This window comes from Streptomyces sp. NPDC053750, from assembly GCF_044544295.1.
In the GTDB taxonomy this organism is placed as follows: domain Bacteria; phylum Actinomycetota; class Actinomycetes; order Streptomycetales; family Streptomycetaceae; genus Streptomyces.
This window is the reverse complement of record NZ_JBITXB010000027.1, coordinates 24522-37191: the sequence shown is the minus strand read 5'-3', so window position 1 is coordinate 37191 and position 12670 is coordinate 24522. Positions and strand designations below refer to the sequence as shown.

Sequence of the window (12670 nt, the reverse complement as noted above, 5' to 3'; positions counted from 1 at the left end):
GCCATGAAGGTCGGCGCCGTCGTCATCACGATGGGCAACCGCCCCGAGGAACTGCGCGCCCTGCTCGACTCGGTCGCGAAGCAGGACGGCGACCCGGTCGAGGTGGTCGTGGTCGGCAACGGCTCGCCCGTCCCGGAGGTGCCCGACGGCGTCCGCACCGTCGAGCTGCCCGAGAACCTGGGCATCCCCGGCGGCCGCAACGTCGGCATCGAGACCTTCGGCCCGGGCGGCCAGGACGTCGACATCCTGCTCTTCCTCGACGACGACGGCCTGCTCGCCCGCACCGACACCGCCGAGCTGTGCCGCCAGGCCTTCGCGGCCGACGACGAACTCGGCATCATCAGCTTCCGCATCGCCGACCCGGACACCGGCGAGACCCAGCGCCGGCACGTCCCGCGGCTGCGTGCCTCCGACCCGATGCGCTCCTCCCGGGTGACCACCTTCCTCGGTGGCGCCAACGCCGTGCGCACCCGTGTCCTCGCCCAGGTCGGCGGCCTGCCGGACGCGTTCTTCTACGCCCACGAGGAGACCGACCTGGCCTGGCGGGCCCTCGACGCGGGCTGGTTGATCGACTACCGGTCCGACATGGTGCTGAACCACCCCACGACCGCGCCCTCGCGCCACGCGGTCTACCACCGCATGGTGGCCCGCAACCGCGTCTGGCTCGCCCGCCGCAACCTGCCCGCACTCCTCGTCCCGGTCTACCTCGGGGTCTGGATGCTGCTCACCCTGCTGCGCCGACCCTCGCGTCCGGCCCTGAAGGCCTGGTTCGGCGGCTTCCGGGAGGGCTGGGCCAGCCCGTGCGGTCCGCGCCGGCCCATGAAGTGGCGTACGGTGTGGCGGCTGACCCGGCTGGGTCGTCCTCCCGTGATCTGACAAGCTCGTACCCGAGGGCATCCTGCCGCCCCGTCCGGGTCCGTCCCGGACCCCTCCCGAGGCCGACAGGCCCCTGCCAGGCCCGTCCGGCCGCGCAGGGACGAAGACGAAAGTATCCACTAGTGAGTGAGACAACGCACGACGGCGCGGTCGCCACAACCAGGCCCGTGTCGCCCGACGAAGGCCTCACGGCGGCCCAGCTCGCGGCCAGGCACGGGCTCTCCGTGAGCGGTGCCCGACCGTCCCTCGTGGAGTACGTCCGTCAGCTCTGGGGGCGGCGCCACTTCATCCTCGCCTTCTCCCAGGCGAAGCTGACCGCCCAGTACAGCCAGGCCAAGCTCGGCCAGCTGTGGCAGGTGGCCACCCCGCTGCTGAACGCGCTCGTCTACTTCATGATCTTCGGCCTGATCCTGGACGCGGGCCGGGGGATGGACAAGGGCGTCTACATCCCGTTCCTGGTGACGGGCGTGTTCGTCTTCACCTTCACCCAGTCCTCGGCGATGGCGGGCGTGCGCGCGATCTCCGGCAACCTCGGACTGGTGCGGGCGCTGCACTTCCCGCGCGCCTCGCTCCCGATCTCGTTCGCACTCCAGCAGCTCCAGCAGTTGCTGGCGTCGATGATCGTGCTGTTCGCCGTGGTGATCGGCTTCGGCAGCTACCCCTCCCTGTCCTGGCTGCTGGTGATCCCGGCGCTCGTCCTGCAGTTCCTCTTCAACATGGGGCTGGCGCTGATCGTGGCGCGGATGGGCGCGAAGACGCCGGACCTGGCCCAGCTGATGCCGTTCATCATGCGGACCTGGATGTACGCCTCGGGCGTGATGTTCTCCATCCCGATCATGCTGGAGGACAAGCCGGCCTGGCTCGCCGACGTGCTCCAGTGGAACCCGGCCGCCGTCTACATGGACCTGATCCGCTTCGCGCTGATCGACGGCTACGGCTCCGAGAACCTGCCGCCGCACGTGTGGGCGGTGGCGCTCGGCTGGGCGGTGCTGCTCGCCGTGGGCGGCTTCGTGTACTTCTGGAAGGCGGAGGAGAGGTACGGCCGTGGCTGAGCAACAGGGCGAACGGGTGCCGACGGTCATCGCGGACGAGCTGCACATCGTCTACCGCGTCAACGGCGCCAGGACCGGCAAGGGCAGTGCGACGGCGGCCCTGAGCCGCATCCTCAAGCGAGGCTCCGACGACGCGGCGCGGGGCGTGCGCAAGGTGCACGCCGTCCGGGGTGTCTCCTTCGTCGCCTACCGGGGCGAGGCCATCGGCCTGATCGGCTCCAACGGCTCGGGCAAGTCGACCCTGCTGCGGGCCATCGCCGGCCTGCTGCCCGCCGAGCGCGGCAAGGTCTACACCGACGGCCAGCCCTCCCTCCTCGGGGTGAACGCGGCCCTGATGAACGACCTGACCGGCGAGCGGAACGTGATCCTCGGCGGGCTGGCGATGGGCATGTCCCGCGAGCAGATCAAGGCGCGCTACCAGGACATCGTCGACTTCTCCGGGATCAACGAGAAGGGCGACTTCATCACCCTGCCGATGCGCACCTACTCCTCCGGCATGGCCGCCCGCCTGCGGTTCTCCATCGCCGCCGCCAAGGACCACGACGTCCTGATGATCGACGAGGCCCTGGCCACCGGTGACCGCAAGTTCCAGACGCGCTCCGAGGAGCGCATCCGGGAGCTGAAGAAGGAGGCGGGCACCGTCTTCCTGGTCAGCCACAACAACAAGTCCATCCGCGACACGTGCAACCGCGTCCTTTGGCTGGAACGCGGCGAGCTGCGCATGGACGGCCCGACCGACGAGGTCCTCAAGGAGTACGAGAAGTTCACGGGCAAGTAGCCCGACACGCCGGGACCCCGCCGGAACTGTGCCGGCGGGGTCCCGCGTCTGCAAAGGAAGCGTCAACTCCTGGCGTTGTCAGGAATCTTGAAGGTGATCGGCGTGTTCTCGTGGTGCGCGACGCACCCCGGCGGAACGCCGCGAGTTGTACAACGTAAGCTGTAACGGTCCCGAAACGCGGCACATGGGGCGATAATGCCCGACACCCTCGAGCGGGCCCGCCGCGCGGGCGGTGGGGCGGCGTGTCCGAAATAGTATGTATTGGGTCGGCAGTGTAGAACGGGAGATGTGACGGCAATGGCTACGGAAACTCCCCAGCTTCGCGAAGCATGCGCCGTCGCCGCCCAGGGCAGCCCGCGATGACGGTCACCGAAACGGCGCACGCCGTCGATCCGGAGCGCGGCACCCTCGACAAGGCCGCGGGTGAAAACTTCCCCGTGGCTCCCTTCTTCCTGCCCCGCGACTGGCGCACCGACCTCATGGCCGTCTACGGCTTCGCCCGCCTGGTCGACGACATCGGTGACGGCGACCTGGCCCCCGGCGGCGCCGACGCCCGCCTCCTCGGCGTCCCCACCGACCGGGCCGACGACCGGCTGCTGATGCTGGACGCCTTCGAGGAGGACCTGCGCCGGGTCTTCGACGGGACACCGCGCCACCCGCTGCTCCGGCGCCTTGGGCCCACCGTGCGTCGCCGCTCCCTCACCCCCGCGCCCTTCCTCGCCCTGATCGCCGCCAACCGCCAGGACCAGCTGGTCCGGCGCTACGAGACCTACGACGACCTCCTCGCCTACTGCGAGCTGTCCGCCAACCCGGTCGGCCACCTCGTCCTCGCCGTCACCGGCACCTCGACGCCCGAACGGATCCGCTGCTCCGACGCCATCTGCACCGCCCTGCAGATCGTCGAGCACCTCCAGGACGTCGCCGAGGACCTGAGCCGGGACCGGATCTATCTGCCCGCCGAGGACATGAAGCGCTTTCACGTCCAGGAGGCGGACCTCGCCAGGGAGAGCGCCGGCGCATCGGTGCGCGCCCTGGTCGCCTACGAGGCCGGGCGCGCCCGCGACCTCCTGGATGAAGGCGCCCCCCTCGTGGGTAGCGTCCACGGAAGGCTGCGGCTGCTGCTCGCGGGGTTCGTGGCGGGAGGACGGGCGGCCCTCCGGGCGATCACCGCCGCTCAGTACGACGTACTTCCCGGACCGCCCAAGCCCGGCAAGGCGCAGTTGCTGCGCGAGGTGGGCGTGACCCTGCGAGGAGAGGGGTGATCGGGACCGTGGAGTCGTCAGCGCACACGTCGGCACCGGTACTCGCCGCCTACAGCTACTGCGAGACCGTCACCGGACAGCAGGCCCGCAACTTCGCCTACGGCATCAGGCTCCTGCCGACGCCCAAGCGCCGGGCGATGTCGGCGCTGTACGCGTTCTCGCGCCGCGTCGACGACATCGGCGACGGGGCACTGCCCGACGACGTCAAGGTCACCCGGCTCGAGGAGACGCGGGCCGTGCTCGCCCGCATCCACGAGGGCGCGGTCGAGGAGGACGACACCGACCCGGTCGCCGTCGCCCTCGCCCACGCCGCGCGCGCCTTCCCGATCCCGCTCGGCGGGCTGGACGAGCTGATCGACGGCGTCCAGATGGACCTGCGCGGTGAGACCTACGAGACCTGGGACGACCTGAAGGTCTACTGCCGCTGCGTGGCCGGCGCCATCGGACGCCTCTCGCTCGGCGTCTTCGGTACGGAACCGGGGGCGCGCGGCGCCGAGCGCGCGCCCGAGTACGCCGACACGCTCGGGCTCGCGCTCCAGCTCACCAACATCCTCCGGGACGTCCGGGAGGACGCCGAGGGCGGGCGCACCTACCTGCCCGCCGACGACCTGGCCAAGTTCGGCTGCTCGACCGGGTTCGCCGGGCCGACCCCACCGGAGGGCGCCGACTTCGCGGGCCTCGTGCACTTCGAAGTGCGCAGGGCCCGCGCCCTCTTCGCCGAGGGCTACCGGCTGCTCCCGATGCTCGACCGGCGCAGCGGGGCCTGCGTCGCCGCCATGGCCGGCATCTACCGCCGCCTCCTGGACCGCATCGAGCGCGACCCCGAGGCCGTGCTGCGCGGCCGCGTCTCGCTGCCCGGACGCGAGAAGGCGTACGTCGCCGTGCGCGGCCTGTCCGGACTGGACGCCCGGCATGTCACCCGGCGGGCCGTCAGGAGGCGCGCCTGATGGACACACCCGGCACACTCGACACGCCGGACCGGGGCGACGGCGCCGGCGAAGAACGGCGGGCAACCCTCCGGTGGCGGTCGGCGTCCCTGACTGAGACGGTCGGCCGTACGCCGTTCAAGCACCACCGCCACCGGACAGGGAAGGGCGCACCATGACCCACGGCAACGGCACGCGTGACGGCGGGCGGCTCGCGGACGTCTCCGCCGTCCGCCCCGGCTCACACGCCGTCGTGGTCGGTGGCGGACTCGCCGGGGTGACCGCCGCGCTCGCGCTCGCCGACGCCGGGGTGCGCGTCACCCTGCTCGAGGGCCGGCCGCGCCTGGGCGGGCTGGCCTTCTCCTTCCAGCGCGGCGACCTCACCGTCGACAACGGCCAGCACGTGTACCTGCGCTGCTGCACCGCCTACCGCTGGTTCCTCGACCGCATCGGGGGAACCGCGCTCGCTCCCGTGCAGGAACGTCTCGACGTGCCCGTCGTCGACGTGGCCCGGCCGGAGGGACGGCGGCTCGGCAGACTGCGGCGCGACGCGCTGCCCGTACCTCTGCACCTGGGGCGGAGCCTCGCCACGTACCCGCATCTCTCGCTCGCCGAGCGCGCCGCGGTCGGGCGTGCCGCGCTCGCGCTGGGGGGCCTCGACCTCGCCGATCCGGCGCTGGACACCCAGGACTTCGGCAGCTGGCTGGCCGCGCACGGTCAGTCGGCGCGCGCCGTCGAGGCCCTGTGGGACCTGGTCGGGGTCGCCACCCTCAACGCGGTCGCGGGCGACGCCTCCCTGGGGCTCGCCGCGATGGTGTTCAAGACCGGTCTGCTGTCCGACCCGGGCGCGGCCGACATCGGGTGGGCCCGCGTCCCGCTGGGTGAACTGCACGACCGGCTGGCCCGCAGGGCGCTCGACTCCGTGGGCGTCCGTACCGAGGTCCGTACACGCGTCACCTCCGTCTCCAAGAACGAGAACGGCGGCTGGAGCGTTCAGGTTCCCGACGAGACGCTGGAGGCGGACGCGGTCGTCCTCGCCGTACCGCAGCGCGAGGCGCACGACCTGCTGCCCGCCGGCGCCCTCGACGCCCCCGGGAACCTGCTGGAGATCGGCACCGCGCCGATCCTCAACATCCACGTCGTCTACGACCGCAAGGTGCTCGCCACGCCGTTCCTCACGGCGCTCGGCACCCCCGTGCAGTGGGTGTTCGACCGCACCGAGGCCTCCGGGCTGAAGGACGGTCAGTACCTGGCGCTGTCGCAGTCGACGGCCCAGGACGAGATCGACGAGCCCGTGGCCGCGTTGCGCGAGCGGTACCTGCCCGAACTGGAGCGGCTGCTGCCCCGCACCCGGGGTGCCGAGGTGAAGGACTTCTTCGTGACCAGGGAGCGTGCGGCGACCTTCGCTCCCGCCCCCGGCGTCGGCCGGCTCAGGCCCGGCGCCCGCACCAAGGCACCCGGCCTGTACCTGGCCGGAGCGTGGACCGCCACCGGGTGGCCCGCGACCATGGAGAGTGCGGTTCGCAGCGGCGTCGGGGCGGCGGGCGCCGCGCTCGACGCCCTGGGCCGGTCCCGCGGCCTCCTCCCCGACTTCTTCGAGGAGGCGGCGTGAGAACCGATCCGCGCGGGGCCGACGCCCGCACTCCCGGCACCGCAACTGGAGGAGAGACTGTGCCCACTGTGCCCCCGGCCCCGAAGGCCGATCGACGGACCACGGTGGACGTGACCGCGCTGCTGGAGCGCGGCCGGACCCTGGCCACGCCGGTGCTGCGGGCGGCCGTCGACCGCCTGGCGCCTCCCATGGACACCGTCGCCGCCTACCACTTCGGCTGGATCGACGCCCAGGGCAACCCCGCGGACGGCGACGGCGGCAAGGCCGTCCGCCCCGCACTCGCCGTGCTCTCCGCCGAGGTGACCGGCGCCGCGCCCGAGACCGGCGTCCCCGGCGCGGTGGCCGTGGAACTGGTGCACAACTTCTCCCTGCTGCACGACGACCTGATGGACGGCGACGAACAGCGCCGCCACCGCGACACCGTCTGGAAGGTGCACGGCCCCGCCCAGGCCATCCTGGTCGGCGACGCCCTGTTCGCCCTCGCCAACGAGGTGCTGCTGGAGCTCGGCACCGTCGAGGCAGGCCGCGCCACCCGCCGCCTGACCAAGGCCTCCCGCGCCCTGATCGACGGTCAGGCCCAGGACATCTCCTACGAGCACCGCGACCGCGTCAGCGTCGAGGAGTGCCTGGAGATGGAAGGCAACAAGACCGGCGCCCTGCTCGCCTCCGCCAGCTCCATCGGCGCGGTCCTCGGCGGCGCCGACGAGCGCACCGCCGACACGCTGGAGACGTACGGCTACCACCTGGGCCTCGCCTTCCAGGCCGTCGACGACATCCTCGGCATCTGGGGCGACCCGGACTCCACCGGCAAGCAGACCTGGAGCGACCTGCGCCAGCGCAAGAAGTCCCTGCCGGTCGTCGCCGCCCTCGCGGCGGGCGGCCCCGCCTCCGAACGGCTCGGCGAGATCCTCGCCGCCGACGCCAAGACCAGTGACTTCGCGAACTTCTCCGAGGAGGAGTTCGCGGCCCGCGCCGCCCTCATCGAGGAAGCGGGCGGGCGGGAGTGGACCGCCGACGAGGCGCGTCGCCAGCACACCATCGCCATCCAAGCCCTCGACGCCGTCGACATGCCCGACCGGGTGCGGGACATGTTCACGGCGCTCGCGGACTTCGTCGTCGTACGAAAGAGATGATCACTATCGGTCGAATAGCCCTCGCGTAGTCGCCGGCCGGTGTCGCGGGACATGGAGCACCGGCCGACGGCGGACCCACAGCAGAAGCACCACTTGCACACTGCACGAAGGGGAAGCCATGACAGCGACGACCGACGGAAGCACCGGGGCCGGCCTGAAGCCCCTCGCAACCGCGGCCAGCGAAAACGACATCACCATCCCCGTCGCGGCGGCCGGGGTACCAGAAGCCGCCGCACGCGCCACCCGGCGCGCCACGGACTTCCTGCTCTCCCGGCAGGACGCCCAGGGCTGGTGGAAGGGCGACCTCGAGACGAACGTCACCATGGACGCCGAGGACCTGCTCCTGCGTCAGTTCCTCGGCATCCGGGACGAGGAGACCACGCGCGCCGCCGCCCTGTTCATCCGCGGCGAGCAGCGCGAGGACGGCACCTGGGCCACCTTCTACGGCGGCCCCGGCGACCTGTCCGCCACCGTCGAGGCGTACGTCGCCCTCCGCCTGGCCGGCGACGCGCCCGACGCCCCGCACATGGCCAGGGCCTCGGAGTGGATCCGGTCCCGGGGCGGCATCGCCGCCTCCCGCGTCTTCACCCGGATCTGGCTCGCCCTGTTCGGCTGGTGGAAGTGGGACGACCTGCCCGAACTCCCGCCGGAGCTCATCTACTTCCCCACCTGGGTACCGCTCAACATCTACGACTTCGGCTGCTGGGCCCGGCAGACGATCGTGCCGCTGACCATCGTCTCCGCCAAGCGGCCGGTGCGCCCCGCGCCCTTCCCGCTCGACGAACTCCACACCGACCCCGCCCGCCCCAGCCCGCCGCGCCCCCTGGCCCCGGCCGCGAGCTGGGACGGCGCCTTCCAGCGCCTCGACAGGGCCCTGCACGCCTACCGCAAGGTCGCCCCGCGCCGACTGCGCCGGGCCGCGATGAACACCGCCGCGCGCTGGATCATCGAGCGGCAGGAGAACGACGGCTGCTGGGGCGGCATCCAGCCGCCCGCCGTGTACTCGGTCATCGCGCTCTACCTGCTCGGCTACGACCTCGAGCACCCTGTGATGCGCGCCGGCCTGGAGTCGCTGGACCGCTTCGCCGTGTGGCGCGAGGACGGCGCCCGGATGATCGAGGCCTGCCAGTCCCCGGTGTGGGACACCTGCCTGGCCACCATCGCGCTGGCCGACGCCGGAGTACCCGCCGATCATCCGCAGCTGGTGAAGGCCGCCGACTGGATGCTCGGCGAACAGATCGTCCGCCCCGGCGACTGGTCGGTGAAGCGGCCCGGACTCCCGCCCGGCGGCTGGGCGTTCGAGTTCCACAACGACAACTATCCCGACATCGACGACACCGCCGAGGTGGTCCTCGCCCTGCGCCGGGTCGGCCACCACGACCCCGAGCGGGTCGAGAAGGCCATCGGCCGCGGCGTGCGCTGGAACCTCGGCATGCAGTCCAGGAACGGCGCCTGGGGAGCGTTCGACGTCGACAACACCAGCCCCTTCCCCAACCGGCTGCCGTTCTGCGACTTCGGCGAGGTCATCGACCCGCCGTCCGCGGACGTCACCGCGCACGTCGTCGAGATGCTCGCCGTCGAGGGCCTGGCCCACGACCCGCGCACCCGGCGCGGCATCCAGTGGCTGCTCGACGAACAGGAGCCGGACGGCTCGTGGTTCGGCCGCTGGGGCGTCAACTACGTCTACGGCACCGGATCCGTGGTCCCCGCCCTGACCGCCGCCGGCCTGCCCGCCTCGCACCCCGCCGTCCGCCGCGCGGTGACCTGGCTTGAGTCCGTCCAGAACGACGACGGCGGCTGGGGCGAGGACCTGCGCTCCTACCGGTACGTCCGGGAGTGGAGCGGCCGGGGCGCCTCCACCGCCTCGCAGACCGCCTGGGCGCTGATGGCCCTGCTCGCGGCGGGGGAGCGGGAGTCCAAGGCCGTCGAACGCGGCATCGAGTGGCTCGCCGCCACCCAGCGGGAGGACGGCTCCTGGGACGAGCCGTACTTCACCGGCACCGGCTTCCCCTGGGACTTCTCCATCAACTACCACCTCTACCGGCAGGTCTTCCCGCTCACCGCGCTCGGCCGGTACGTCCACGGAGAGCCCTTCGCCGAAAAGTCGCGCGCGGCGCGGGCCGCCGTCGGGCAGGCTTCGACCGAGACGTCCGCAGCCGAGGCGAAGGGCAGCTGATGAACCGGCAGTCCGGCCCGTCCCCGCTGCTGATCGCCTGCGCGCTCGGCATCGAGCACCTCGCCCTGCGCACCGGCGACCGTGACGGCGCGGGCGGGCCGGTCACCGTCCTGCGGACCGGCATGGGCCCGAAGGCGGCCGAACGCTCGGTCACCCGGGTCCTGGCCGGCCCGGCCCTCGGCGACGCCGCCGTGCTGGCCACCGGATTCTGCGCGGGCCTCGCCCCCGGCATGCACCCCGGGGACCTGGTCGTCGCCGGGGAGACCCGGGACCCGCGCGGCACCGTCGCGTGCGTGGGGACGGACCGGCTCGTCAAGGAACTCGTGCGAGCCGTCCCCGGGCGCACCGTCCACACCGGGCCGCTGACCGGCTCGGACCACGTCGTCCGCGGTCCCGAGCGCGCCGACCTGCTCGCGACCGGCGCGATCGCCGTCGACATGGAGTCCGCGGCGACGCTCCTGAGCGCCGTCCGGGTGGGCGCGCGCCCGGTTGCGGCCGTCCGGGTGGTGGTGGACGCTCCAGAACACGAGCTCGTCCGGATCGGCACCGTACGCGGTGGAATATCGGCTTTCCGCGTTCTTCGATCCGTTCTTCCCGCATTCTTCGAATGGCACCGTTCTTTGCTGCTCCCCCGGAGGTGAGCCCAGATGGCCATGCCGCTGCGTCAGTCCATCAAGGTCGCTACATACCTGGCCGAACAGAAGATCCGCCGACGGGACAAGTTCCCGCTCATCGTGGAGCTGGAGCCGCTCTTCGCGTGCAACCTGAAGTGCGAGGGATGCGGCAAGATCCAGCATCCGGCCGGGGTGCTCAAGCAGCGCATGCCGGTCGCGCAGGCCGTGGGCGCGGTGCTCGAATCGGGTGCCCCCATGGTGTCCATCGCGGGGGGCGAGCCGCTGATGCACCCGCAGATCGACGAGATCGTGCGCCAGTTGGTGGCCAAACGGAAGTACGTCTTCCTTTGCACCAACGCCCTGCTCATGCGCAAGAAGATGGACAAGTTCACGCCGTCCCCCTACTTCGCGTTCGCGGTGCACATCGACGGGCTGCGCGAGCGGCACGACGAGTCCGTGGCGAAGGAGGGCGTGTTCGACGAGGCCGTGGAGGCCATCAAGGAGGCCAAGCGGCGCGGCTTCCGGGTGACCACCAACTCGACCTTCTTCAACACCGACACCCCGCAGACCATCGTCGAGGTCCTCAACTTCCTCAACGACGACCTCCAGGTCGACGAGATGATGATCTCGCCCGCCTACGCCTACGAGAAGGCGCCCGACCAGGAGCACTTCCTGGGCGTGGAGCAGACCCGCGAGCTGTTCAGGAAGGCCTTCGCGGGCGGCAACCGGAGCCGCTGGCGGCTCAACCACTCCCCGCTCTTCCTCGACTTCCTCGAGGGCAAGGTCGACTTCCCGTGCACCGCGTGGGCGATCCCGAACTACTCCCTCTTCGGCTGGCAGCGCCCCTGCTACCTGATGAGCGACGGGTACGTCCCGACCTACCGGGAGCTGATCGAGGACACCGACTGGGACAAGTACGGCCGCGGCAAGGACCCGCGCTGCGCCAACTGCATGGCGCACTGCGGCTACGAGCCCACCGCCGTCCTGGCCACCATGGGTTCCCTCAAGGAGTCCCTGCGTGCCATGCGGGAGACGGTCTCCGGGAACCGGGAGTGACGGCATGACCGCCGTCTCCCTGGGCGTCCCCGAGGTACCGGTCCGGCCGATCGCCGAGCGGCGCGTGTCGCGGCGGATCCAGGTCGGGCCGGTGGCGGTCGGGGGCGGGGCCCCGGTGTCGGTGCAGTCGATGACGACGACCCGTACGTCGGACATCGGCGCGACGCTCCAGCAGATCGCCGAGCTGACGGCGTCCGGCTGCCAGATCGTGCGGGTGGCCTGCCCGACGCAGGACGACGCGGACGCCCTCCCGGTGATCGCGAAGAAGTCGCAGATCCCGGTGATCGCGGACATCCACTTCCAGCCGAAGTACGTCTTCGCCGCGATCGAGGCGGGCTGTGCCGCGGTCCGCGTGAACCCGGGCAACATCAAGAAGTTCGACGACCAGGTCCGGGAGATCGCCAGGGCGGCCCGCGACCACGGCACGCCCATCCGCATCGGCGTCAACGCCGGTTCTCTGGACAAGCGGCTGCTGCAGAAGTACGGCAGGGCGACCCCGGAGGCGCTGGCCGAGTCGGCGCTGTGGGAGGCGTCGCTCTTCGAGGAGCACGACTTCCGGGACATCAAGATCTCGGTCAAGCACAACGACCCGGTCGTCATGGTCGAGGCCTACCGGCAGCTCGCCGCCCAGTGCGACTACCCGCTGCACCTGGGTGTGACCGAGGCCGGCCCCGCCTTCCAGGGCACCATCAAGTCGGCCGTGGCCTTCGGCGCCCTGCTCTCCCAGGGCATCGGCGACACCATCCGGGTCTCGCTCAGCGCCCCGCCGGCCGAGGAGGTCAAGGTCGGCATCCAGATCCTGCAGTCGCTGGGGCTCAGGGAACGCCGGCTGGAGATCGTCTCCTGCCCGTCCTGCGGCCGTGCCCAGGTCGACGTCTACAAGCTGGCCGACGAGGTCACGGCAGGGCTGGAGGGCATGGAGGTGCCGCTGCGCGTGGCCGTCATGGGCTGCGTGGTCAACGGTCCCGGCGAGGCCCGCGAGGCCGACCTCGGGGTCGCCTCCGGCAACGGCAAGGGGCAGATCTTCGTCAAGGGCGAGGTCGTCAGGACCGTCCCCGAGTCGAAGATCGTGGAGACGCTGATCGACGAGGCGATGCGGATCGCCGAGCAGATGGAGAAGGACGGCGCGTCGGGGGAGCCGGCCGTCACCGTGAGCTGAACAGCACGGAACGAAGGGGGCCCGAG

General features: G+C 71.6%; 12 protein-coding genes. All 12 read left to right on the top strand.

Annotation, left to right across the window (positions count from 1 at the left end):
- Nucleotides 1-3 precede the first annotated feature (3 nt).
- Nucleotides 4-876 carry a glycosyltransferase family 2 protein gene (locus tag ACIGO6_RS38215; RefSeq protein WP_399884848.1) on the top strand — a complete coding sequence of 291 codons (873 nt, stop codon included), beginning with the start codon at nucleotides 4-6 and terminating at the stop codon, nucleotides 874-876.
- Nucleotides 877-998: 122 nt separating this feature from the next.
- Entirely contained in the window at nucleotides 999-1928 is a 930-nt protein-coding gene (locus tag ACIGO6_RS38210) for an ABC transporter permease (protein WP_399884796.1), read from the top strand.
- Nucleotides 1921-2706 (top strand): ABC transporter ATP-binding protein, encoded by a 786-nt coding sequence (locus ACIGO6_RS38205; RefSeq protein WP_399884794.1) that lies wholly within the window; start codon nucleotides 1921-1923, stop codon nucleotides 2704-2706. Before ACIGO6_RS38210 ends, ACIGO6_RS38205 begins: the two co-directional genes overlap by 8 nt.
- 359 nt (nucleotides 2707-3065) lie before the next feature.
- Nucleotides 3066-3968 (top strand): squalene synthase HpnC, encoded by a 903-nt coding sequence (gene hpnC / locus ACIGO6_RS38200; protein WP_399884792.1) that lies wholly within the window; start codon nucleotides 3066-3068, stop codon nucleotides 3966-3968.
- The gene (gene hpnD / locus ACIGO6_RS38195; protein ID WP_399884790.1) at nucleotides 3965-4915 is read left to right on the top strand and encodes a presqualene diphosphate synthase HpnD; all 951 of its coding nucleotides are present in this window, start codon (nucleotides 3965-3967) and stop codon (nucleotides 4913-4915) included. Before hpnC ends, hpnD begins: the two co-directional genes overlap by 4 nt.
- On the top strand, nucleotides 4915-5073 hold the full coding sequence (locus tag ACIGO6_RS38190; RefSeq protein ID WP_399884788.1) for a DUF6380 family protein: 159 nt from the start codon (nucleotides 4915-4917) through the stop codon (nucleotides 5071-5073). Before hpnD ends, ACIGO6_RS38190 begins: the two co-directional genes overlap by 1 nt.
- Entirely contained in the window at nucleotides 5070-6506 is a 1437-nt protein-coding gene (hpnE, locus tag ACIGO6_RS38185; protein WP_399884786.1) for a hydroxysqualene dehydroxylase HpnE, read from the top strand. Before ACIGO6_RS38190 ends, hpnE begins: the two co-directional genes overlap by 4 nt.
- 68 nt (nucleotides 6507-6574) lie before the next feature.
- The gene (locus tag ACIGO6_RS38180; protein WP_399884846.1) at nucleotides 6575-7639 is read left to right on the top strand and encodes a polyprenyl synthetase family protein; all 1065 of its coding nucleotides are present in this window, start codon (nucleotides 6575-6577) and stop codon (nucleotides 7637-7639) included.
- Nucleotides 7640-7757: 118 nt separating this feature from the next.
- Complete coding sequence (gene shc, locus ACIGO6_RS38175; protein ID WP_399884784.1) at nucleotides 7758-9815, top strand: squalene--hopene cyclase; 2058 nt, start codon at nucleotides 7758-7760, stop codon at nucleotides 9813-9815.
- Nucleotides 9815-10456 carry a 1-hydroxy-2-methyl-2-butenyl 4-diphosphate reductase gene (locus ACIGO6_RS38170; RefSeq protein ID WP_399884782.1) on the top strand — a complete coding sequence of 214 codons (642 nt, stop codon included), beginning with the start codon at nucleotides 9815-9817 and terminating at the stop codon, nucleotides 10454-10456. The genes shc and ACIGO6_RS38170 overlap by 1 nt, the downstream gene beginning before the upstream one ends.
- A 6-nt stretch (nucleotides 10457-10462) precedes the next feature.
- Nucleotides 10463-11485 carry an adenosyl-hopene transferase HpnH gene (gene hpnH, locus ACIGO6_RS38165; RefSeq protein WP_399884780.1) on the top strand — a complete coding sequence of 341 codons (1023 nt, stop codon included), beginning with the start codon at nucleotides 10463-10465 and terminating at the stop codon, nucleotides 11483-11485.
- Nucleotides 11486-11489: 4 nt separating this feature from the next.
- Complete coding sequence (gene ispG, locus ACIGO6_RS38160) at nucleotides 11490-12644, top strand: flavodoxin-dependent (E)-4-hydroxy-3-methylbut-2-enyl-diphosphate synthase (RefSeq protein WP_399884777.1); 1155 nt, start codon at nucleotides 11490-11492, stop codon at nucleotides 12642-12644.
- Nucleotides 12645-12670: the final 26 nt, after the last annotated feature.